Raw genomic sequence first — 21,113 nt, 5'->3', positions numbered from 1 at the left:
GTTTTATTCCCATTCGTATTATTAACTAAATAATTTTATATTTACCTTTTGCAAATATTTTAATAACAAATTATAGTTTCGCGGTAATTAACTTGTAACGTATTTTTCAGGAGCGAAACTATGCTTAAAGCGCCAATGATCGAGAAATTAAACGAACAGATGAATCTCGAACTCTATTCTTCGCTGCTGTATCAACAGATGAGCGCCTGGTGCAGCTTCAACAGTTTTGAAGGTGCGGCGGCTTTTTTACGTCGCCACGCACAAGAAGAAATGACGCACATGCAGCGCCTGTTTGATTATCTGACCGATACCGGCAGCCTGCCGCGCATCAACACCGTGCCAACGCCGGTTGCTGAATATGCATCACTGGATGAATTGTTCCGCGTAACCTATGAACACGAGCAGTTGATCACCGCGCAAATCAACGAGCTGGCACATGCCGCGATGATCAATCAGGACTATCCAACCTTTAATTTCCTGCAATGGTACGTCGCAGAACAGCATGAAGAAGAGAAGTTGTTTAAATCGGTTATCGATAAATTGACGCTGGCGGGTAAAAGCGGCGAAGGGCTATACTTTATTGATAAAGAGCTGGCAACGCTCGATACGCAAAAATAATTATCAGGCAGCGGCGTTTATCGCCGCTGCCGATTAATGCCGACAAATTTTATTTTCGGCGGTATTAAAGCCAAATTCTTGCGGAATAAATTTTCCTTTCTTGTGTAAAAAAGCCACCAGCTCCGCCGCGCTCATATTCTGGGCAGAACAGGTATGAAAACGCGCCTGCTCGCCAAAGCGAGCGTGAATGGCCGCCTCCAAACTTTCAATACTGTATTGCTCACCTGACGCCAGCATCATGTTAAGCACTTCATGACCGTGAATTGAGTCCATTATTCCTCCCGTAATAAAGCGCCACCATAACCTGCATTTAAACTGTATGTTTTGCGCTAGCGCAGTTTTCTCACTCCCCCCATTAATGCGTAAAGTATTCTATACGGCGACTGTAATTCAGATTTGACGAAAACGCCGCTATCACATACTCTGCGCGACATCTTTCGTTGTAATGACGTTCTGAAGTAGAGGAAAGCGTGAGAAACCGTACATTAGGGAGTATTTTAATCGTCGCTGGCACCACGATCGGCGCAGGGATGTTGGCAATGCCATTGGCTTCCGCAGGCGTCGGCTTTGGCGTTACGCTGGTGCTATTAGTGGGGCTGTGGGCGCTAATGTGCTACACCTCGCTGCTGTTACTGGAAGTTTATCAGCATGTTCCCGCCGATACTGGTCTGGGTTCACTCGCGCTGCGCTATCTTGGGCGCTACGGACAGTGGGCGACCGGCTTTAGCATGATGTTCTTGATGTACGCTCTGACCGCCGCCTATATCAGCGGTGCCGGTGAACTCTTAGCCTCAAGTCTTAGCCAATGGCTCAGCATTGACATGCCGCCCTCCCTTGGCGTGCTACTCTTCACTGCAGTCGGCGGGCTGGTTATCTGTATCGGCACTTCACTGGTCGATCTTTTCAACCGTTTCCTGTTCAGTGCCAAAATCATTTTCCTTATCGTGATGCTGGCGCTGCTGCTGCCGCATATCCACAAGATCAACCTGCTCACATTGCCGCTGGAGCAAGGGCTGGCGCTTTCGGCCATTCCGGTGATTTTCACGTCGTTTGGTTTCCATGGCAGCGTGCCGAGCGTTGTCAGCTATATGAACGGCGACATTCGCAAGCTGCGTCGGGTATTTATCATTGGCAGCGCTATTCCACTGGTTGCCTATTTGTTCTGGCAGTTGGCGACGCTTGGGAGCATTGACGCACCGGTATTCGGCGCTCTGATGGCGCAACATAGCGGCTTAAACGGCCTACTGATGGCTATCCGTGAAGTCGTTGCCTCGCCGCACGTTGAGTTGGCCGTACATCTGTTTGCCGATCTAGCACTGGCAACCTCGTTCCTCGGCGTCGCGCTCGGGCTGTTTGATTACTTGGCCGACCTGTTCCAACGCAAAAATAGCGTGCGTGGGCGTCTGCAAACCGGTGTCATCACCTTCCTCCCGCCGCTGGCTTTTGCGCTGTTTTATCCGCGTGGTTTCGTGATGGCGTTAGGTTACGCCGGCGTTGCCTTGGCGGTGCTGGCGCTGATTATTCCTTCCCTGCTCACCCTGCAAAGCCGTAAACATCATCCGAATAGCGGATATCGCGTCGCGGGGGGCAAGCCGATGCTGTGGCTGGTCTTTGCCTGCGGGATTGCGGTGATTCTGATCCAGTCAGGGATTGCCACCGGGTTGCTACCGTCGGTCGGCTAAAACTATCAGACTTTCCCAGAAACATCGTCAACGCCCGTTGAAAATGTTTCTGGGATGTTGGTTATTCTTTGAGGTTCATCATAATTACGGAAAATTGATTTGCTGGGTATTTATTCATCGTCCATGCATATTAAAAATAACCGTCACATCCCTACTGCTGATCAGTTAAGGCGTTGAACTCAGAAGAACAGTAGGCCGGATAAGGCATTTACGCCGCCATCCGGCAATCAGTGCACAGTGTGCCGGATGGCGCTTTGCTTATCCGGCCTACGAATTTAGCAATTAATCCCTTACTCACACCCCACATATCATGCCAGTAGCAAGTCAAAAAAATAGTTCCTCACGTCCACTGCCCACCAGCTAATCAAATAAATATTCACTTCAGCGGTAAAAAGATATCCGCGTCGCTGCCTCTTTTTAGTGCAACACAGGTGCTAATTTTTAAATAAATGTTAAATTTAACTCATGCAGTGAGTAATTCTGCATACCACGGCGAACTAAGAACATATTACTTACAAGATTAAGGTTTATCATGGATAAGTTATCTTATGCTTCCGATAGCAAGACATCTGCCTGGAACACCTACCTGCAACAAATCGAACGCGTCGTCCCCTATCTCGGTGAGTTATCCCGCTGGGTGGATACGCTTCGTCATCCAAAGCGTGCGCTGATTGTCGATATTCCCGTGCAGATGGATGATGGCACGATCCGCCATTTCGAAGGCTATCGTGTACAGCACAACCTTTCGCGCGGGCCGGGCAAAGGTGGCGTGCGCTATCACCCGGACGTGGATCTTAACGAAGTCATGGCGCTTTCTGCCTGGATGACCATCAAGTGTGCGGCCCTGAACCTGCCTTACGGTGGTGCGAAAGGCGGCGTGCGCGTCAATCCATTTGAACTCTCAGAAGGCGAACTTGAACGCCTGACACGCCGTTATACTAGCGAAATCGGCATTATTATCGGGCCGCAAAAAGATATTCCCGCGCCGGACGTTGGCACCAATGGCAAAGTGATGGCGTGGATGATGGATACCTATTCCATGAACCACGGCACCACCATTACCGGTGTCGTCACCGGTAAACCTATTCATCTTGGTGGCTCGCTGGGTCGTGAGAAAGCCACCGGACGCGGCGTGTATATCAGCGGTCGTGAAGTGGCTCGTCGCGCCAATATTGAAGTAGAAGGCGCACGTGTGGCGGTTCAGGGCTTTGGTAACGTCGGCAGTGAAGCCGCGCGCCTGTTTGCCGCAGCCGGTGCACGCGTTGTCGCAATTCAGGACCATACCGCTACCTTGGTGAATACCACCGGTATTGATATGGATGCGCTAACCGCTTGGCAGCTTGAGCATAAACAGATCGCCGGATTCCCAGGCGCAGACACCGTCGCCGACGAGGCATTCTGGGAAGTCGATATGGAGATTCTGATCCCGGCAGCGCTGGAAGGCCAGATTACCCGCCAGCGCGCAGAAGTGCTGAAGTGCAAACTGGTTTTGGAAGGCGCAAACGGACCAACCTACCCGGACGCCGATGACGTGCTGGCTAAGCGCGGCATTGTGGTGGTTCCTGACGTGGTATGTAACGCCGGCGGTGTAACCGTCAGTTATTTCGAATGGGTTCAAGACATGGCGAGCTTCTTCTGGAGCGAAGAGGAAATCAACGCCCGCATGGACAGAATCATGACGGATGCGATGGTGCACGTGTGGGAGAAAGCGGCGGAGAAAACCTGTTCTCTGCGCACCGCGGCCTATATCGTCGCCTGTGAACGCATTCTGCTAGCGCGTAAAGATCGCGGGATCTATCCTGGCTAAGCGCTGATCACGGTGAGCGGCTTCGGCGGCTCACCGTCTTTTTTCCAAATCATTTCTCTTTTATTTATCAATCGTTACCCCTTTCTTCTACCGGACATCCTGCGCTGAGCTATGCTGTATGCCGTTAATCACGCGCAAAGGAGTCAAGCATGGCCGACTGGAATCCCTCGTTGTATCTACAATTTGCTACCGAACGCACCCGTCCGGCAGCGGAACTGCTGGCTCGAATTGCCAAACCTTCGGCTAAGCACATTGCCGATCTTGGCTGCGGCCCAGGTAACAGTACTGAGTTACTGCGCGATGTCTGGCCTGATGCGGTGATAACCGGCGTGGATAACTCCCCCGCTATGCTGGAAAAAGCCCGCCAAGCGTTACCTGACTGCCAGTTTGTGGATGCGAATATCAGTGAGTGGCAGCCGGAAAGGCCGCTAGATGTGCTATATGCCAATGCGTCGCTGCAGTGGGTCGGCGATCACCAAGCCCTGTTTCCGCACCTCGCCTCATTGCTGGTAAAGGACGGCGTCCTCGCGGTCCAAATGCCGGATAACTGGCAAGAGCCTTCGCATGCGTCAATGCGTCAGGTGGCCCATGAGCTGGGACATCCGCCGCGAGCGCGAAAGCCGCTACCGAGCGTACAAATTTATTACGATTTACTGACACAGAGTGGTTGTGATGTTGATATTTGGCGAACGACCTATTTTCATCCGCTGGCGTCGCATCAGGCAATCATTGAATGGCTAAGCGCCACCGGGCTACGCCCTTACCTTCAGGATCTCGATAGCACTCAACAACAGGCCTTTCTGCACCGTTATTTGCAGTTGCTGGAGGAACATTATCCGCAGCAAACAAACGGGCAGGTTTTATTAGCCTTTCCGCGTTTATTTATTGTCGCGCGCCGGAGCCGTCGCTAAGTGCCCGGTGGCGCAAGCTTACCGGGCCTACATAATGTCATGCTGTAGGCCTGATAAGCGTAGCGCCATCAGGCAGTCTAGGTGATTATTTTACTAAGCAGCACTGCTTATACTTTTTGCCGCTGCCACACGGACACGGATCGTTACGCCCCACTTTTGGCGCATTAACAATCGGCTGTTTAACCGGGGCTTCTTTCGGGTTATCCATCCAGTAATCAAACAGTGCAAGTGCAGCCGGGCTAATTTGGTCGATGCTGTCGACGTATTCTTCGGCGGTAAATTTGCCCAGTTCGGTCGTTTTTTCTTCATCGCCGTGCAGAGCAATGTTGTCCAGCGCCGTCTGCAGTTCTGCTGGCAGGCCGGACCAATCGCTCATGCCCACGCCGCGCAGGTAGCCGTAGCACCACTCTTCAACGATGGTCAGCTCCTGATCTTCTTCTTCGCGAGTCCCAAACAGCGGTTCGAATTGGTCAGGATAGTCATTCAAGCGATCGGCAATATCGCTCATATGCTGGAGCGTCAAATTAACGAAACGATCGCGCTCGCGATCGTTGGCCCAGCGTGGCACGTGATCAGCACCGCCCCAAACAGCGTACATCCACTCGGCGGGTTCAATCTCCAGCGGTGATGACAGAATGGCGGTCAGCATGCCATCAAGTTCAGACACGTCGATAATTGACGCATCGGTGGCATATTTTGAAATCGTCTCGTCCAGCCATTCCAGTTCGCTTTCGGTTAATGGTCCCGTTTTCATACTTATCTCTATCGTTGTTGATGGTATATATCAGTTTCAGGCGGCAATGATGCAGGAGTTTGCCATTGAACTCCAGCACCAATGCCCCATCTCATTATACACCGCCCAGATAAGCCTTCCGCACATCCTCATTGCCCAGCAGTTCCTCACCGCTGCCGCTTAGACGAATCTGCCCGTTGACCATCACATATCCACGATCTGAGAGCTTTAACGCATGATGGGCGTTCTGTTCCACCAGAAAGATAGTCATGCCGTTGCGCGCAAGCTCGCGCAGGGTCTGGAAGATCTGTTTCACCACAATCGGTGCCAGCCCAAGGCTGGGTTCATCCAACAGCAGAAGCTTAGGGCGGCTCATCAGCGCGCGGGCAATCGCCAGCATTTGCTGTTCGCCGCCGGACATGGTCATCGCCCGCTGTTTACGCCGCTCCTTCAGCCGCGGAAAGAGATCGAACATACTTTGCAGGTCTTCTGCGGCATATTGATTACCGATGGGGATGGTCCCCATCAGCAGGTTCTCTTCGACGGTCATGTCCGGGAAGATACGCCGCCCTTCCGGGGCTTGGGCTATCCCTGCCGAAGCGACAAAGTGGGTCGATTTGTGGCTAATATCCTCACCGCCAAACAGGATCTGCCCGCTACGCACCCGAGGCTGGCCGAAAATAGACATCAGCAACGTCGACTTCCCCGCCCCGTTGGCGCCAATCAGCGACACGGTTTCACCCTGATTCACCTGCAACGACACCTGTTTAAGCGCCTGAATCACGCCATAGAACACGTCAACCTCACGAAACTCCAGCATCGGCTCGCTCATAGATGCACCTCATCTTCGCTGGCACCTAGATAGGCGGCGATAACCTTTTCATCATGCTGGATCTGCTCGGCCTTGCCCTGCGCTATCACGTCGCCATGATCGAGCACGATAATGTTGTCCGAAATTTCCATCACCATCCCCATATCGTGTTCAATCAATAAAACGGTAATCGCATGATGTTCACGTAAAAAACGGATGATGTTGCTTAATGCCAGCGTCTCCACCGGATTGAGCCCGGCGGCAGGTTCATCGAGGCAGAGAATTTCCGGCCCGGTGCACATGGCACGCGCAATTTCTAGCCGCCGCTGCTGGCCGTAAGACATCTCACCGGCCAGCCGGTTGGCGCAATCGACCAGATCCACCACCTCCAGCCAGTAAAATGCCCGGTCTAGTGCCTCGCTTTCCGCCCGCCGATAGCCGTGTGTATTGAGCACTCCGGCTATCAGGTTACGGTTCACCTGCATATGCTGGGCAACCAGCAGGTTTTCCACTACCGACATTTCACGGAACAGGCGGATGTTTTGGAACGTTCGCGCAAGCCCCGCCCGGTTAACCAAATGCGTGCCGCCAAACATTTTGTAGAAAATCCGCGATCCCAGCTGCGCCGGACTGAGCCAGTCGCCGGGCTGGAACTTCTGCCCGAGGATCTGGATAACATTGGTGGTTTTGCCCCGCGCATTGAAAAGAATATGTCCGCCAGAGGCTTTATAAAAACCGGTCAAACAGTTGAATACCGTGGTTTTCCCGGCACCATTAGGCCCGATGAGGGCGGTAATCGATCCGCGTTCCACCTCTAGGTTGACGTCGTTTAACGCCTTGATGCCGCCAAAATGCATCATCAGATGCTCAACGCTTAAAATCACATCGCGACTCATGGCGCTACCCCTTTACGCACGGTATAACCACTGCGATTTATGCGGATCAGGCCGCGTGGTCGCCAGATCATCATCACCACCATCAGCACACCGAATAACAACACGCGGTATTCGGCAAAACTGCGCAAGAGTTCTGGGGTAACGGTGAGCACAAATGCCGCCAGCACTACGCCCAGCGTCGAGCCCATGCCGCCGAGCACCACAATGGCGAGGATCAGCGCCGACTCGAAGAAGGTAAATGACGTTGGGTTGACAAAGCCTTGGTAGGTGGCAAAGAAGACCCCGGCGATGCCCGCTGTGGATGCGCCGAGCGTAAAGGCCGACAGCTTCACCAGCACGTGGTTTAGCCCCATTGAACGGCAGGCAATCTCATCTTCACGCAGCGCCTCCCAGGCGCGCCCAATCGGCATGCGCGTCAGGCGATGCTTGATGTACAACACCAGCAGCACCACCAGCACCAGTACCGCGTAGATAAAAATAAACTTCAGGTTGGGGTTGTAGGTCAGATGGAAAAACTCGTGGAACGGCACCCCACCTTCTTTAGCGCGGCGACCAAATTCAAGCCCGAAGAAGGTCGGTGGCGGTGCGGAAATCCCGTTTGGGCCACCGGTAAAGCTGAGCCAGTTATTGAGGATCAAACGGATTATTTCGCCAAAACCCAGGGTCACAATCGCTAGGTAATCACCGTGCATTCGCAAGACCGGGAACCCGAGCAGCGCACCTGCCGCCGCTGCCATCAGCGCCGCCAGCGGCAACATTGACCAAAATCCTAGCCCCAGATATTGATAGCCCAGCGCTAGGCCGTATGCGCCAATAGCATAAAAAGCCACATAACCCAGATCCAACAACCCGGCTAAACCGACGACGATATTTAAGCCTAATCCCAACAGAACGTAGATAAGCCCAAGGATCGCCACCGTCAGCACATATTTTGTCGCCACGAAGGGGAAGCAGATAGCCAGCGCCAGCACCAACGGAATGATCCAGCGCATCCGGCTTTTGTAGCCCGCCGGGCGCACGTAGACCCCGGCGCTGTCGCCTTCAAAGCGCGCGGCAAAGCGGCGTCCGGTTTGCGTCATTAAAAATGCACTGAGGATAAATCGTCCCGCCATCACGGCGGCGATTATCCATACCAGCCGCTGCCCTTCAAAGTTAAAGCTATAGCCATCAAGCACCACGCCCACTATCGGGCCGAAGAGGATTAACGCCACTAAGCCAGAAAAAATGGTGTCCAATACGCAGCGTTTCAGCGAAAAACCATCGTGTGAAGCCGTTAAGGTCGTCATGTTCAGCTCCTACACTTTGGCCACGATTGGGCGGCCCAGCAGCCCTTGTGGACGGAAAATTAAGATGACCACCAGCAGACCAAACGAGAAGACGTCTTTGTAGTCCGAATTCACCATGCCGGAGAACTGTGCTTCGGCTACGCCTAGGAGCAGCCCGCCCAACATCGCCCCGGGTAATGAGCCTATTCCGCCTAATACCGCCGCGGTGAAAGCCTTAATGCCGATGATAAATCCAGCATAGAAATCAAAGGTGCCGTAGTTCATGGTAATCAGCACGCCAGCAAGCCCCGCCATTGCGGCACCAATCATAAACACCAATGAAATGACCCGGTCGGTGTTGATGCCCAAAATGGAGGCCATTTTGCGATCCTGTTGCACCGCACGGCACATACGGCCTAAACGGGTATGGCCGATTATCCAAGTCAGCAGCAGCATGCCCGCAAACGAAGCCACCAGAATAAAGATTTTGGTATAGGTGATTTGCACAAAACCTTCACCCAGATGCAGGCGCAACACGCCATCGAGCATCGTCGGCACGCCCTGCTGGCGCGGTCCTTGGCTGATTTGCGCATAGTTTTGCAAAATCAGCGACATCCCGATGGCGGAGATCAGTGGTGCTAAGCGCGTGGAGTTACGCAGCGGTTTATAGGCAATACGCTCAATTGTCCAACCGTAGACACCGGTGACGACGATGGTGAAGACCAGCGTGCCGAGGATCAGCAGCGGAAACGAGTGCAAGCCGAAGAAGGAAAGCAGCGCCAGACCAATGGCGCAGAGGTAGGCTGAAATCATATACACTTCACCGTGGGCGAAGTTAATCATGCCAATTATGCCGTACACCATGGTGTAACCAATGGCTATCAATCCGTAAACTGAACCCAGCGTCAAGCCATTGACTAACTGTTGCAGAAAGAATGTCTCCATCATCGTGCGCTCTTGTTATAGGCCTATTATTAAGCGCCGGTGAGCATCAGCACACCGGCGCTGAGCGTTACTCGACTTCTTTATACTTACCTTTGTCATCCCACTGATAAACAACGTAGTCAGAGACTTTCAGATCGCCTTTGCTGTCCCAGGTTTTTTTACCCATGACCGTTTCAACCGGATTAGCCTTCAGCCAAGCGCTGGCTTTTGCCGAATCAGCCCCGCCAGTGGCTTTAAACGCCGCAGCAATTGCTTGAATAGAGGCATAGGAATAGAGGGTGTAGCCTTCTGGCTCAAATTTGTTGGCGCGGAATTTCTCGATAACGGCCTTACCGTCCGGGATCAGACGCGGATCTTTACCGAAGGTCATGTAGATCCCTTTGGTGTACTGTGGACCTCCCGCCGCCGTGACCATCTCTTCGTTAACAATACAGTCGCCGGAGAAGAAACTAGCTTGAACGCCCTGTTCACGCATCTGACGTACCAATGGCCCCGCTTCCGGGTGGCAGCCGCCGAAGAACACGACGTCTGGCTTCTGCGCACTGATTTTCGTCACCAGCGCGTTAAAGTCTTTTTCGCCACGCGATAAGCCTTCATACATCACGTCCTTCACGCCACGCTTCGCCAATGCCGCACGAGTGGCATCCGCCAGCCCCTGCCCATAGGTATCTTTATCGTGAATAATCACCACTCGCTTGGCTTTGAGTTTATCAATGATGAAGTTGCTGGCGACATCGCCTTGCTGATCGTCACGGCCGCACATGCGGAACATGTCGTTCATACCGCGCTCGGTAATCAGTGGATTGGTAGAACCGGGGGTAATGGCGAGAATGCCCGCATCGCTGTATACCTCTGACGCTGGCATGGTTGAAGATGAGCAGAAATGGCCAACGACGGCCTGTACTTTATCCTGGTCCACCAAACGGTTAGCCACCGAAACGGCTTGTTTCGGTTCGCAGGCGTCATCGCCCTGCACCAGTTTAATTTTTTCGCCGTTAATCCCCCCTGCGGCGTTAATGTCCTCAGCGGCCTGGGTCGCCCCGTGCCAGTACTGGTCGCCATAGGTAGCATTTGGCCCAGTGAAAGGCCCAGCAACACCAATCACGATATCAGCCTGGGCGGAAAACGCCGTTACCAGACAACCTGCCAACACAAGAGAAAGCGGACTTCTAATCAATTTCAGCGACATTATTATCTACCTTAGCAAAGAGGTTTATGCATATACCCCAAATAATTCGAGTTGCAGGCAGGCGGCAAGAGCGTGAATCCCGATGAGCTTACTTGAGTAAGTGATTCGGGTGAACGAGCGCAGCCAACGCACATGCAACTTGAAGTATGACGGGTATAACGGTGTGAAGCCGAACGACTGGCACATTCACCAAATAAACGAACCCTGACAATATCCTGCTGATGACGGCGAGGTTTCCTTACGCTTTTCAGGCCAAAAATGTTAAGCAAAATAGTTGCCAACTTTGTGCAACCTTCGCTTGGATTTCGACAATTTTGAGTATAGAGCGCCGTTTTAGGGCTTCCGGTGTGATGAAGTGAAATTACGGAGAGGATCACATCTCGTTAACAATAAAGTACATAAACAATGCAATAGTCACGCTTTGCGCATTTTTGTAGCAAAATGTACGGGTTATGGTAGCGGATGGTGCAGGTAAGTGAGCGATTATGGTGCGAGAGACAGGGCACGGGACAAAAACAAAAAAACCACCCGTAGGTGGTTTCACGACACTGCTTATTGCTTTGATTATTCTGCTTTATTCCCATGGTGCCCGGAGTGGGACTTGAACCCACACAGCGCGAACGCCGAGGGATTTTAAATCATGCATATTATCATCACTAATCAATAAGTTACTTTGATTTTTCGCCATCAACTCAGAAATTACCATTTAATCTATTCAAAGGGTTACCGATTATCAACCATCCCAATGGCGAAGGATTTACAGCCTCTAAGGCCCCCTATGAACGACCTCCAGACCTTGCTAACAACGTTCTGTGTAAATATAAAAAGGAAGCAGGTCAGATGTTATCTCCTAAGAAAAATGATACTTTTAATGAAAATCTAATATGGATGTTCATGATGATCACTGAAAATAAGCCATTGATTTATCTGTTAAATACCCCTAAAATCGTTGAAAAGGCTCTTAGCCCGGTCTTCAATGTAGGCCATTGTTGGATGAATGGGTATAACACATATGAAGCTGCCAGCTATCGTCCTTTAGTAATACCCTATTCTTCTGAACTTCCCTCAAACTTACATGAAGCAGAAATAGTAGTTATTGATACATGTTTAAGACAAAGTTTCATCAAAGGTCATTCATCTATAAAAGTGTTTTATAGCCATACGCCTAGCATTGTTGACCTGTTTCCTCTGGATATGAATACTGCTTTAACTAACATTTTCTCCACTGAAAAATTTCAACTACTATTTATTTTTTGTGAAAGCAATAATGACGAAATTTATACTCTTCAGAATGAAGCAGGACAAAACAATAATTATCAAACTAATACTTATTGTTTTCCAAAACATTATGGTTTTTCACCTTCAAGAAGAAATGGAAACAGAATTAAGGTGGTTGATGGAGATCAAGGAATAGAGATAAAACAATGTCTCGAAAAATACCTTCCACAATCTAACTATAACTTTGTATTCCAAGTATATAGAGGGGGGAAATCTCAAGACCTCCCTTTACTCGTTAATGAAGCTGGAGAATGTGTTGCTTTTTTAAGAAAGATGGGTTCTAAGGTTGTTTTCTTCTTTCCAGAAATATACGACAAGGCAGGTTTGTTATTAGACCTTTTTAATAACATTTTGCCGGACATTGGCTTTTGTGGTGAAATATTCCCAAAACATGGAAGCTTCAAATGGATTAACGATTTCTCATATATCTCTTTGGATGAAAGAAATAAGCTAATAGATATTGATAATGAGATAAAAAGACACGAAGAAACCTTGTCATCTCTGAAAGAAGAATATGAAAGAGTTCATTCTAAAAATGAAAATGCAAAGCTTAGGGCCATGCTAAAAGAAACCGGGGATGACCTTGTATCTGCAGTTAAGTGGTTTCTTGAGTATATCGGCTTCACTAATGTGGTAGATCCAGATAAAGATGTTGATGTAGACGCTGGGGAAGTGTTTGAGGAAGATTTGAACTTTGAGCATAACGGTGTTCACTTCTTGCTGGAAGTGAAAGGGATTGGAGGCACTTCAACAGATGCTCAGTGTGCCCAAATATCCAAGATTGCCTTACGTAGGAAGAAAGCTAATCCGGAAAATACATACAAAGCCGTCTACATAGTCAATCACCGTAGATACAAAGCGCCCAAAGAAAGAGAGGTTATCCCTTTCAATGATAACCAGATTGAAGATGCGGAGATGATGCAACGCGGTATGACATTTACTTATGAGCTATTTAGCATCTATTACATGATAGAAGCAGGTGTTATCAGTAAAGAATCAGCTCGTGATGCCTTTAAGCAAGAGGGACTCATTAACTTCAGACAAAGCCTTCATGAGCTTGAGTTCAATCACTGCTACAAAGGGGCATTAGTCTACTCTTTAGTCATACCCGAAGGCGGTTCATTTACTATCACTAAAGCTGACAAGATTGCCATTCAAGATAATGAAAATCACTGGCATCGGTTGTCCATTGAAAGTTTACAGATAGACCGGGTTGATCATGAAGAAGTCAGAAATGGTAAAGTTGGCATCAAAATTGATAGGCTAGTGCCAGGAGCAAGAGACTACTATGTAGTGAAGACTTAAAGCTGATGACCTGCTCCCCGCAGATGACTACGTTCTGGTGTTAGCAACTTCCGCTTCTGGGACATAGTAGCTATTAAAGTTGAGTTCTGGAGCTTTCAAAATGCCATAACGGTGGCGGGTTTAACTCCCGTCATCTCCACCAATGTCGTTGGGGCATAGACCAGATGGTAATGAATAAAAAAAGATAAGCAAAGAGAACCGTAACTCCTGAATTATACGAAAGTTCGCTCGCCTCTTTTGTACTCGCTTGTTTGGAACAGTGATTTTCGGGGGAAAAAGAGTAGGAAAAACCAGCCTAGCGACTTTGATCAATACGGGAAGGGAGACCGTTATCTCAAGTAATAAAAACATCAATAACATGAACGAAACGGCAGTCTATGATGACGACGTCTAAAAGCAGGTAGTGGCAGAGAGAATGGGATTTATCCCTCAGAATAGCAATCCCTTCTCCGATTTTCGAGATTGGCCTACTCCTATATAAGGCCATATACTTACCATCAATAATGAGAAAAAATTCGTTTTCAGCACATAATTATTTCAACAAGTTACATTGCGACAACGAATAGTGTTCTCAACACATTTATCGATGATATCAGCATATGCAACATCTAATTCACCATTTATCTTATATCTGAGCACTAAACGATCCATCGTTATCGATGGTAAGGCCAATTTACTCCACACGTCTGGCGAAGGTCCAATTCGATATATCGAAAACCACAGCAGTCTCATTACTCTCTGTATAAAGTGGTTGCTCCATACCGATATAGAAGAAATAACTAGATGAGCCATCTTCATTTTTTCTACTATTTTTTTTACCATCTTTTGTATAAATTATTATTAAATCACCTTTAACAACATCTTGATCGGGAATCCAGTACGGGTTATTAATTTTAGATGATACACGGTCTTCAGCCTGCTGTGTTGTGGTAGCAACCATCAATTTGCCAACATTACCATCCTCAAGGATTTGTATCACAACTCGTTCTTTATCAAGATTTCCGGGCTCTTTCAACCCACCGATTTTGAACTTCATTATTTTTTATCCATTGCGGTAACGACAATTGCGACACCAGAAAGAACAATGCCAACACCACCAACAACCCACCCACCTAGTTGTGATCCTGATGAATAGATTGAGAAAGATAACCCAACTAAACATGTCCCAGTGCCAAGACTAGCTGAATAAAGTAACTCAATTGCCTTCTTGGATGCTTTTAGTTGATTTAACTCAGCCGATACGGTTGCGTGTTGCACTTCTAACTTTCGATGAATACTGTCATTTTTTTTTAACTCAAAGTTTTCACATTCAAGTTCACTACTCTTGGCAAGTATTAGTTTGTACACACCTGGTGACTGCAAATCTTCAACTGAAAGATCAGTTAGAATTTTATCATATGGTCTCTTCGGCTTAGGCTGGTAGTTACCAGCTGCCTCTTCAGGCGAAACCGACTCTGGCAGTTCCTCGTCAGGTGCAACTTCAGGCGTTATAATTGCCATCATATCTTCCAATATGTCCATGCGAGCCAAAAATTAGTCAAAAAGGCTTGCTGAGTCAAGAATTGCGCCATTATACATCATTTTCGAGATTTTTGTATTATCCCTGAATATGTAACAGAAAGTTGAAAATGTCTTTTTACCGCGTTAATTGTTTATAGCATTTACTAATACACCACTTAGAAGAACTGCACTCTTCATGCATTTTTAATGCATAAAAAGCTAGAGGCCCAGCGTTAACCAAGAGTCTATTCGCAGCAAACTGCTGTACCTTGTGGTATACCTCGCCGAAAGCATTTCCTCATCTGCCACTGCTGTTGTATACCCTGTACCGCAAAGTACAGAGTTCTTCTACTGTCTTTAGCATTAAGTTGATCAAGCGCCTCCATCAGCCTTTCACTCCCGGCGCGAGGCGCATTGCTATCAAACAGATTTAGTTGCACGCCCCCTGACCGAAGACGTTCCCAAGCATAATCCCTGATGCTGATGTTCGGGTGAAACCTATGATGACGCTACCGGCGATCAACACTGATACTAGCAAACATGAGAAGGAGCAGATCAGCCGCACCGTGCAGGAAATGTTTGAAGAGGCTGAATTCTGGCTGGAGGCTGATTGATGGATAACATGATCATCTCAGGGATCCGCATTTACTTCCCAAAGACGGAAGAACTACTCCCCGTTCCAGAGAAAGGAATGCGTACCTTTGTCATAACGGTGGCTGACGGGGAATGCTTCCGGCTCCTAGCTTTCGTAAAATCGAGGTGGGTTATGATGGGGTTGCCTGAGTTCTACAGTATAGGCAAGGCCATTATGGGGGCAATTCGGCAGGGAAAATCGGTTTGGCACTAGTGTATATTTGTCCCTGCACAGGTATGGCACTGGTTCAAAACAAATTTGACAGGCGGCTCATGGTACTGAGCGGCCTGTATTTGATGTTACTGGCAACATAGTGCAGTTATCTTATATGCCAATCTTTGCATCATCTTTGTAATAGTTGTCCTGACTTCAAACAAGCTTAGAAATCAAACAGATCAGCGTATTTTTCGGGAGGATCAGGCTTTTTAAGGTTTTCGCCCTGCTGAATTTTTGTTTCACCTGTTCTGAACTTCACACCTGTAATTTTGTGGTAAGTCATACTATCGGTTTTCATCTCAAGTGCATCATTTATGTCACGTGTGGAAGATAATATTCCCATATAATTCGATTTTTTTGGTTCCTCAACTATCAGTTGAATTTCAGGACCGAAAGCATATTGACTATCTTCAATGTGATCATACATCTCAACATTATATCGTCGGGATTTATCAGCGGCATGCCTGACACTGGAAGACTTATTAAACAGAACGACATTATATCCTGTTTCACTATCCTCACCATTAGCATCTACCTGAGTAGATTTGAAACTAACACCATCAAGTTTAAATCTATTTCGGTCGCTGAGATAATCAGCAACCACCTGAGTAATTAGGTAATCGCTATCTTGCCTTTTTCCAAAAGTAGGAAGAGTTAACTTACGGGAAAGCGTTCTGAAAAAAATCGCGCGCTCACTGGTTTTGCGACTCTGTGGATCAAATTTACTACCGGAGCCGAAACTAAGCGAGTCAAGAGCAGAAATATCCAGCACTTTCAGTTCACGTAGCGGTACAAAAGAGGCTGTCACTACAATGCTGCCAACTGGCGGCCTTACTTCAGCAATAGCCAGATTCACTGAAGTTGCGCCATAAAACACTGAGATCCCCTGTGCGTTCATTCGACCCGATCGCGCCATGGTCGATGGGGGAGGCCCAAAATTTTTCTCGGGCTGCTCCAAAGCTTCTTTTACTTCTTCCTCGTCCTCAAAGACCCTTGCACGAAAAAGATTAATTTCATTAGACAGCGTTTTTATCGGTGAATCGCTATCCTTATTTTGTAGTTTATCAATATCACTAAAAAGTGAATCTAGGAAATTATTAACCTCACGATTAAAGTATCGTGTTTCTTTCATAAGAGAGTCTGTTGCTTTACTCCAAGTGTGTGCAAGCTCTCCACTAGAATAATTTATATGACGGTAAACAAAATCACCATTATACCGAGCGCTATCATAATCATTATGCGAATTGTATTCATCACACAGAAACCGATAGATATCTTCTGCTACTTCACATTCGACGCCAAGTTCTTCGCAGATAACATCCTGCGCGCTGTCACCACGCCCGATATCATAGATATCCTCATACTTATCATAATAATATTCAAATACCTCATTCATCATCCTGATGATACTATCTAGGTGGCTATTTTTCCGTTTTCGTCTGCAATAAGAGCAAATATGAATATTATTACCAGTTTGTTTTATTTGCTGTATGACATATTTATCACCCACACATTTATGACAAATATATTTATCTTCCCACATAGTTAACCCGCCCGTGATTCGCTGATACAGGGCCACTCTCCTTCAATTCTGTAATGAAATCAAGCAGGGAGTATCCCTCCACACCTCTCTGTTTCCATTGTATCCCTCCGCACCTCTCTGCTTCCATTGTATGACTGGCAGGGTCTATCTTAATTAGGTGAATAGCTTCCTTACTTACTGTAAAACCAGAGATAGGACTTAGCCGCGACAGTTTGAAACTTCACGCGTCAGGATTTAGAGGCCACTCGATACCCGGCGCCGCGCTCAGATCCATTGCTTTTAGCGCTTTGATATAAGTCCGCCACGCTTTCAACTTTGCTAAATCCTCGCCTGAAATATCACCAGTGTTCGCGTCTATCGCCCAGTCGTAAATCACCTCGTTGGCTTCACTGATTAGCTGATCACGAATAGCTTCAGCGTCTTTTACATCATCCACATGGGTACGGAGATAAACCGGGTCTGGCGTCCATTCATCTGTGAAGCGATTATGCGTCATCGCGCCGCCGGTGAAATCATCTGGCACGATTGCAGGGTAGTTCAGGCCACCGAACGCTGACGCGCTGGTGCTCCAGTCCCGGTTATTTTTCTGGTTTACGTAGATCGTTTTCATGCTGTTACCTTCCATACGTGAATTCGGCAAGAGCTGGCTGTGTTGTAGTTGGCGGTCATTGGAAGGCTGCTCCCGCTGTTCAAGTTTGCGCTAGCAAAACCCTGAGCACCAATCATCAAGTTAATGCCCACGTCCTCAACATAAGCCGCTGCGCATCCCCAAATTGAAGTAGAGCCAGCGTAGATCCATTCGGAGGAAACCCAAGCTAAAAGCGTTGCATGGTAAAATTCGGCTCTTACCATTACAGGCGTGTTCGCCCCGAACGGGTTTTCACACGTAGTGCGCGTGTTGATTGCCACCGTTGACGGAGAAGTGATTAGTGCGTAATCAATTCGCGCATTGGTGGCAATTATTTTAGCCAGCAAATCAGCATCCCCAGCAGCGATTGCCGTCGCTAGTGCCAGAGCGTCGATACTGCCACCATTGGTTGCTTTAGCTGCATAACGAACAGTCCAGCAGCCCTGCTGACGGTTGGCCCTAACCTCAGTAACACCATCTTGGTACATGCCATCATAAAGTCCGGCATTAATCCCTAGCGGTACACCTGTAGTATTTGCGCCACTTGCCGCAACCTGAGTCGGAGGTGTTGGCTCTCATGTAAGTAACTCAAATGCTCCATCAACTACAGATGATGTTCTTGCCAATGCCGCATTCGTATCTGTTCTGTAGAAGGTTCCTTTGATGTTAGGCAGTGCGGATGCCCCCATTTTCCCCGCTTTCGCTATATCGCCGCTGTCACCGACTTTAACCGGGATTTTGAGCGAGCCGGGCTGCACACCGTTATCATCCGGCAGGCGCATTTTCCCCGGCGATGATGTCAGTACATAGCAGCCACGGTTAAGCGGATCAGCCTGCCATTCTGCCTCGGTACAGGTCGGCAACTTACCCGCCAAGGCTTTCGCGTACAGGTCAGCAAAGATACCGGTCTGATCGACTTCCTGCCCGTCGCGCGGTGCCGTGCCTGGCTGCAACGCTGTGCGCATTTCCTGCCAGTCAATTTGCCCCAGATATCCGCAGGACACTGAACCCAGGAACGTAATACGTCGTGGAGTCCGCAGCGTAATAATCCGTATCCTTGTCTATCTCATTCGCCCATCCGGCCCGGACATAACCGTCCCCCATCGAGACACCAAATCCCTTCGTCCACTGCGTGTTGCCCTGATCCTGCCCATGGTTGCCCGCACCAGTAGCGCATAGCTGCACCATGTCACCGTCCGTCTGTTGGTTCGCTACGGTCAGTTTTACCGTCTTTCCGTAGGTGATGAACGGCCTATTGCCACTCGAGAAAGTACATTCCCCGTTGGCGTTCCACATGTTCAGTCCACCCTGTTGTGGCGTCGGCTCAATCCCTGTCGCAAAAATCACGATCTTAGCCGTCACTGCCGGGCGTCTCGTATCATTGCCATTATTCCCCCAGCTCGTCACCGCACCGCCGGTATAAAGCAGCGTTGAGCCTGGACTGTTGAACTTGGCAAATACGGTCACACCAACGGCCCCCGCTGGGATAGGCGGCGTCCATGAACCGTTAATTGTTACCGTCCCGCGATAAACGCAGAAGCCCAGCGCGGCCCCATTGCCGATATCCACATAACATTTACTAACTGATTTTCCTTGAGTTCATCCAAAATTTATTTTCGCAGGAGGGGCAATGGGAACGGAAATTACCGTCACTCCACATGATTTGCATAGGCTGAAGTATCGATACTTCATGTTTTCCAAAACAATGTGGGCAAAGATACACAGACTCAGGGCGCTCGTTCACCAGTACCTTTTTAGAGTACACCAAGGAACCAGAATCAAGGCGCTCAAGCTCGTAACCTTCAGTTTGGCTCTTAAAGTCTTCAAACTCTGCAATTTTTGCTTTGAGATGTACTACCTCTTCGTCTCGAAGGCGGATCGCATCACTAAGCGAGAAGCATTCCGCTTGGAGCGTAATTAGTTTGCTCTGAAGTTCAATCGTGGCTGTTTTTACTTCGGCATCAGTTTTCGCGTCATTAATAACTTTAGCGAGACCAGCAGTCTCCTTTATAGCGGCCATAGCCGCCGATAGTTCAGCTATCACTATGAATACTCTGCTCGTTGTTGGGGATATCCAGATTAACCGAATCCTTGTTGTTGGGGAATAACCAGGATCCACCGAGCCTGATGTGGTGAAAAGACAGGCGCACAACATGAAAGCGCACTTCTTCTCTACCAGTTGTGGATGACCGGTGTTAAACAAAAACCGGAGTGCGCTTCCAGTTGTGGTAATTGCGGCTATGCGCACGTGACGAGGCCACCAGCTCATTCAACTTAAAAATGAATGCGATTCTTGAAGTGTTACGTCGCCGGGAATAGCCGACCCGGCAGGTGGAGGCACCACCACCACAACTCTATCTCAGTGAAGAGATGTTGCCTAAGCAGTCTTGGCGGTACCAGTACCATCCTTGAAGTTCTCTGGTACCACCCTTTTTTCTCAACTGAAAGCGCGCTCTGTCCATTCGTTAAGTGTGTCAGTCGTTATATCAGCCAACCGGAGCGCGCTTCCAGTTGAGTGGAGAAGCTAACAGGCGATGGCAGTCGCCCGTTTCACTAAGTGCCCTACCCTGGGCGCTTACTGAAACGAAACCCAAAACTTTTAATCACCTTCGGGTGAGGGATTCGTGCAACCAAAATTCAGCGCCGTGCAGGGCGCATATAATACGGAGAAACTAACTATGACCAACCAGACTGCTGTTGCTGTAATACAACCACGATTGACCAGAGAGCAGTTGATTGATGCAGCCCGTAAAGCATCCCCTCTTCTCCCTGCGGCTTCCCAGTGGCTGATGAACGAGCTGGCTAGCCGTTTTGATGTTACTAGTGTGGCTCTGTGTGAATCGATGGAACAGCGTAAAGCTCTCGCCACAGAAAATGCCAGCCTGCGTGATGACGTCATCGACTGGGCCAGAGAATGTGATCGGGTCACCGAACGTTTCACCAAGTCACCATGCAACCTTCACGTTCTGTCAGCGCAAAGAGAACTGAGAGAGTTAATTGCTGTTCCGGCTATTCAATTACAGGTTATCGAAGGAGAAGGGCAATGAGCATCATCCTGCATAACGCAGACTGCTTTGACGTGTTTCCGGCAATAGCCAGCGGTACCGTCGATTTGGTATGTGCTGACATTCCATACGGCACAACACAGTGCA

The 21,113-nt window shown here is 48.7% G+C and carries 21 protein-coding genes and 3 pseudogenes; 8 read left to right on the top strand and 16 right to left on the bottom strand.

The window, feature by feature from the left end; translation table 11 throughout:
- Positions 1–120: 120 nt before the first annotated feature.
- Entirely contained in the window at positions 121–618 is a 498-nt protein-coding gene (gene ftnA / locus AB4K05_RS23510; RefSeq protein WP_368482108.1) for a non-heme ferritin, read from the top strand.
- A gap of 33 nt (positions 619–651) precedes the next feature.
- Here ftnA and AB4K05_RS23505 read toward each other — a convergent pair whose 3' ends face one another.
- Complete coding sequence (locus tag AB4K05_RS23505; RefSeq protein WP_368482107.1) at positions 652–891, bottom strand: YecH family metal-binding protein; 240 nt, start codon at positions 889–891, stop codon at positions 652–654.
- 197 nt (positions 892–1,088) lie between these two features.
- Here AB4K05_RS23505 and tyrP point away from each other — a divergent pair, with 197 nt between their 5' ends.
- The 3 genes from tyrP to tam all read left to right on the top strand — a co-directional run bounded on the left by tyrP (position 1,089) and on the right by tam (position 5,018).
- Complete coding sequence (tyrP, locus tag AB4K05_RS23500; protein WP_368482106.1) at positions 1,089–2,300, top strand: tyrosine transporter TyrP; 1,212 nt, start codon at positions 1,089–1,091, stop codon at positions 2,298–2,300.
- Positions 2,301–2,832: 532 nt separating this feature from the next.
- The gene (locus AB4K05_RS23495; protein WP_368482105.1) at positions 2,833–4,107 is read left to right on the top strand and encodes a Glu/Leu/Phe/Val dehydrogenase; all 1,275 of its coding nucleotides are present in this window, start codon (positions 2,833–2,835) and stop codon (positions 4,105–4,107) included.
- Between the two features lie 149 nt (positions 4,108–4,256).
- Positions 4,257–5,018: a trans-aconitate 2-methyltransferase gene (tam, locus tag AB4K05_RS23490; protein WP_368482104.1), complete on the top strand. Its 762-nt coding sequence runs from the start codon at positions 4,257–4,259 to the stop codon at positions 5,016–5,018.
- 85 nt (positions 5,019–5,103) lie between these two features.
- Here tam and AB4K05_RS23485 read toward each other — a convergent pair whose 3' ends face one another.
- From AB4K05_RS23485 to AB4K05_RS23460, 6 genes are all read right to left on the bottom strand, one after another.
- On the bottom strand, positions 5,104–5,772 hold the full coding sequence (locus AB4K05_RS23485; protein ID WP_368482103.1) for a YecA family protein: 669 nt from the start codon (positions 5,770–5,772) through the stop codon (positions 5,104–5,106).
- A 94-nt stretch (positions 5,773–5,866) separates the two neighbouring features.
- Positions 5,867–6,583, bottom strand: coding sequence for an ABC transporter ATP-binding protein (locus tag AB4K05_RS23480; RefSeq protein ID WP_368482102.1), 717 nt, complete (start codon positions 6,581–6,583; stop codon positions 5,867–5,869).
- Complete coding sequence (locus AB4K05_RS23475; protein ID WP_368482101.1) at positions 6,580–7,458, bottom strand: ABC transporter ATP-binding protein; 879 nt, start codon at positions 7,456–7,458, stop codon at positions 6,580–6,582. The genes AB4K05_RS23480 and AB4K05_RS23475 overlap by 4 nt, the downstream gene beginning before the upstream one ends.
- Positions 7,455–8,744 (bottom strand): high-affinity branched-chain amino acid ABC transporter permease LivM, encoded by a 1,290-nt coding sequence (gene livM, locus AB4K05_RS23470; protein ID WP_368482100.1) that lies wholly within the window; start codon positions 8,742–8,744, stop codon positions 7,455–7,457. The genes AB4K05_RS23475 and livM overlap by 4 nt, the downstream gene beginning before the upstream one ends.
- A gap of 9 nt (positions 8,745–8,753) precedes the next feature.
- Positions 8,754–9,668: a branched-chain amino acid ABC transporter permease gene (locus AB4K05_RS23465; RefSeq protein ID WP_061279455.1), complete on the bottom strand. Its 915-nt coding sequence runs from the start codon at positions 9,666–9,668 to the stop codon at positions 8,754–8,756.
- 67 nt (positions 9,669–9,735) lie between these two features.
- Positions 9,736–10,857 (bottom strand): branched-chain amino acid ABC transporter substrate-binding protein, encoded by a 1,122-nt coding sequence (locus AB4K05_RS23460; protein WP_368482099.1) that lies wholly within the window; start codon positions 10,855–10,857, stop codon positions 9,736–9,738.
- Positions 10,858–11,697: 840 nt separating this feature from the next.
- Here AB4K05_RS23460 and AB4K05_RS23455 point away from each other — a divergent pair.
- A complete protein-coding gene (locus AB4K05_RS23455; RefSeq protein WP_368482098.1) occupies positions 11,698–13,440 on the top strand; it encodes a hypothetical protein in 1,743 nt (580 codons plus the stop codon).
- Between the two features lie 673 nt (positions 13,441–14,113).
- Here the strand turns inward: AB4K05_RS23455 and AB4K05_RS23450 are convergent.
- From AB4K05_RS23450 to AB4K05_RS23440, 3 genes and pseudogenes are all read right to left on the bottom strand, one after another.
- Complete coding sequence (locus AB4K05_RS23450) at positions 14,114–14,476, bottom strand: hypothetical protein (RefSeq protein WP_368482097.1); 363 nt, start codon at positions 14,474–14,476, stop codon at positions 14,114–14,116.
- Positions 14,476–14,943 (bottom strand): hypothetical protein, encoded by a 468-nt coding sequence (locus AB4K05_RS23445; RefSeq protein WP_368482096.1) that lies wholly within the window; start codon positions 14,941–14,943, stop codon positions 14,476–14,478. Before AB4K05_RS23445 ends, AB4K05_RS23450 begins: the two co-directional genes overlap by 1 nt.
- A gap of 216 nt (positions 14,944–15,159) precedes the next feature.
- Positions 15,160–15,418 (bottom strand): annotated as a pseudogene (locus AB4K05_RS23440) (DUF4113 domain-containing protein); the annotation flags it as partial.
- Between AB4K05_RS23440 and AB4K05_RS23435 the strand changes: the two are divergent.
- Positions 15,408–15,554: pseudogene (locus AB4K05_RS23435) on the top strand (DinI-like family protein); the annotation flags it as partial. The pseudogenes AB4K05_RS23440 and AB4K05_RS23435 sit on opposite strands and share 11 nt — an antisense overlap.
- Positions 15,555–15,953: 399 nt before the next feature.
- On the opposite strand, the gene AB4K05_RS23430 reads toward AB4K05_RS23435, so the two are convergent.
- From AB4K05_RS23430 to AB4K05_RS23405, 6 genes are all read right to left on the bottom strand, one after another.
- A complete protein-coding gene (locus AB4K05_RS23430) occupies positions 15,954–17,333 on the bottom strand; it encodes an RES domain-containing protein (RefSeq protein WP_368482095.1) in 1,380 nt (459 codons plus the stop codon).
- A gap of 220 nt (positions 17,334–17,553) precedes the next feature.
- Complete coding sequence (locus tag AB4K05_RS23425) at positions 17,554–17,943, bottom strand: tail fiber assembly protein (RefSeq protein ID WP_368482094.1); 390 nt, start codon at positions 17,941–17,943, stop codon at positions 17,554–17,556.
- The gene (locus AB4K05_RS23420) at positions 17,940–18,449 is read right to left on the bottom strand and encodes a hypothetical protein (RefSeq protein ID WP_368482093.1); all 510 of its coding nucleotides are present in this window, start codon (positions 18,447–18,449) and stop codon (positions 17,940–17,942) included. The genes AB4K05_RS23425 and AB4K05_RS23420 overlap by 4 nt, the downstream gene beginning before the upstream one ends.
- 87 nt (positions 18,450–18,536) lie before the next feature.
- Positions 18,537–18,926: a hypothetical protein gene (locus tag AB4K05_RS23415; protein ID WP_368482092.1), complete on the bottom strand. Its 390-nt coding sequence runs from the start codon at positions 18,924–18,926 to the stop codon at positions 18,537–18,539.
- Positions 18,927–18,936: 10 nt separating this feature from the next.
- Entirely contained in the window at positions 18,937–19,530 is a 594-nt protein-coding gene (locus AB4K05_RS23410; protein ID WP_368482091.1) for a DUF6453 family protein, read from the bottom strand.
- 10 nt (positions 19,531–19,540) lie between these two features.
- Positions 19,541–20,005: a hypothetical protein gene (locus AB4K05_RS23405; RefSeq protein ID WP_368482090.1), complete on the bottom strand. Its 465-nt coding sequence runs from the start codon at positions 20,003–20,005 to the stop codon at positions 19,541–19,543.
- Between the two features lie 634 nt (positions 20,006–20,639).
- Between AB4K05_RS23405 and AB4K05_RS23400 the strand changes: the two genes are divergently transcribed.
- Both AB4K05_RS23400 and AB4K05_RS23395 read left to right on the top strand, forming a co-directional pair.
- Entirely contained in the window at positions 20,640–21,008 is a 369-nt protein-coding gene (locus tag AB4K05_RS23400; protein WP_368482089.1) for a hypothetical protein, read from the top strand.
- Positions 21,005–21,113, top strand: a pseudogene (locus AB4K05_RS23395) (site-specific DNA-methyltransferase); the annotation flags it as partial. The gene AB4K05_RS23400 and the pseudogene AB4K05_RS23395, both read left to right, overlap by 4 nt.

Origin of the sequence: Kluyvera sp. STS39-E, assembly GCF_040932435.1 — a bacterium.
Lineage (GTDB): Bacteria > Pseudomonadota > Gammaproteobacteria > Enterobacterales > Enterobacteriaceae > Kluyvera.
Note: the sequence above shows the minus strand (reverse complement) of the source record. Positions and strands in the feature narration are given on the sequence as shown.

Bases quoted from the DNA above. Each gene is read 5' to 3' on its own strand.
- tam (WP_368482104.1), top strand. From the start codon at position 4,257: ATGGCCGACTGGAATCCCTCGTTGTATCTACAATTTGCTACCGAACGC.
- AB4K05_RS23465 (WP_061279455.1), bottom strand. From the start codon at position 9,668: ATGGAGACATTCTTTCTGCAACAGTTAGTCAATGGCTTGACGCTGGGT.
- AB4K05_RS23430 (WP_368482095.1), bottom strand. From the start codon at position 17,333: ATGTGGGAAGATAAATATATTTGTCATAAATGTGTGGGTGATAAATAT.
- AB4K05_RS23485 (WP_368482103.1), bottom strand. From the start codon at position 5,772: ATGAAAACGGGACCATTAACCGAAAGCGAACTGGAATGGCTGGACGAG.
- AB4K05_RS23420 (WP_368482093.1), bottom strand. From the start codon at position 18,449: ATGTACCAAGATGGTGTTACTGAGGTTAGGGCCAACCGTCAGCAGGGC.
- AB4K05_RS23505 (WP_368482107.1), bottom strand. From the start codon at position 891: ATGGACTCAATTCACGGTCATGAAGTGCTTAACATGATGCTGGCGTCA.
- AB4K05_RS23415 (WP_368482092.1), bottom strand. From the start codon at position 18,926: ATGCGCACAGCGTTGCAGCCAGGCACGGCACCGCGCGACGGGCAGGAA.
- AB4K05_RS23425 (WP_368482094.1), bottom strand. From the start codon at position 17,943: ATGAAAACGATCTACGTAAACCAGAAAAATAACCGGGACTGGAGCACC.
- AB4K05_RS23480 (WP_368482102.1), bottom strand. From the start codon at position 6,583: ATGAGCGAGCCGATGCTGGAGTTTCGTGAGGTTGACGTGTTCTATGGC.
- livM (WP_368482100.1), bottom strand. From the start codon at position 8,744: ATGACGACCTTAACGGCTTCACACGATGGTTTTTCGCTGAAACGCTGC.
- AB4K05_RS23450 (WP_368482097.1), bottom strand. From the start codon at position 14,476: ATGAAGTTCAAAATCGGTGGGTTGAAAGAGCCCGGAAATCTTGATAAA.
- AB4K05_RS23400 (WP_368482089.1), top strand. From the start codon at position 20,640: ATGACCAACCAGACTGCTGTTGCTGTAATACAACCACGATTGACCAGA.
- AB4K05_RS23445 (WP_368482096.1), bottom strand. From the start codon at position 14,943: ATGATGGCAATTATAACGCCTGAAGTTGCACCTGACGAGGAACTGCCA.
- AB4K05_RS23455 (WP_368482098.1), top strand. From the start codon at position 11,698: ATGTTATCTCCTAAGAAAAATGATACTTTTAATGAAAATCTAATATGG.
- AB4K05_RS23495 (WP_368482105.1), top strand. From the start codon at position 2,833: ATGGATAAGTTATCTTATGCTTCCGATAGCAAGACATCTGCCTGGAAC.
- AB4K05_RS23475 (WP_368482101.1), bottom strand. From the start codon at position 7,458: ATGAGTCGCGATGTGATTTTAAGCGTTGAGCATCTGATGATGCATTTT.
- ftnA (WP_368482108.1), top strand. From the start codon at position 121: ATGCTTAAAGCGCCAATGATCGAGAAATTAAACGAACAGATGAATCTC.
- AB4K05_RS23460 (WP_368482099.1), bottom strand. From the start codon at position 10,857: ATGTCGCTGAAATTGATTAGAAGTCCGCTTTCTCTTGTGTTGGCAGGT.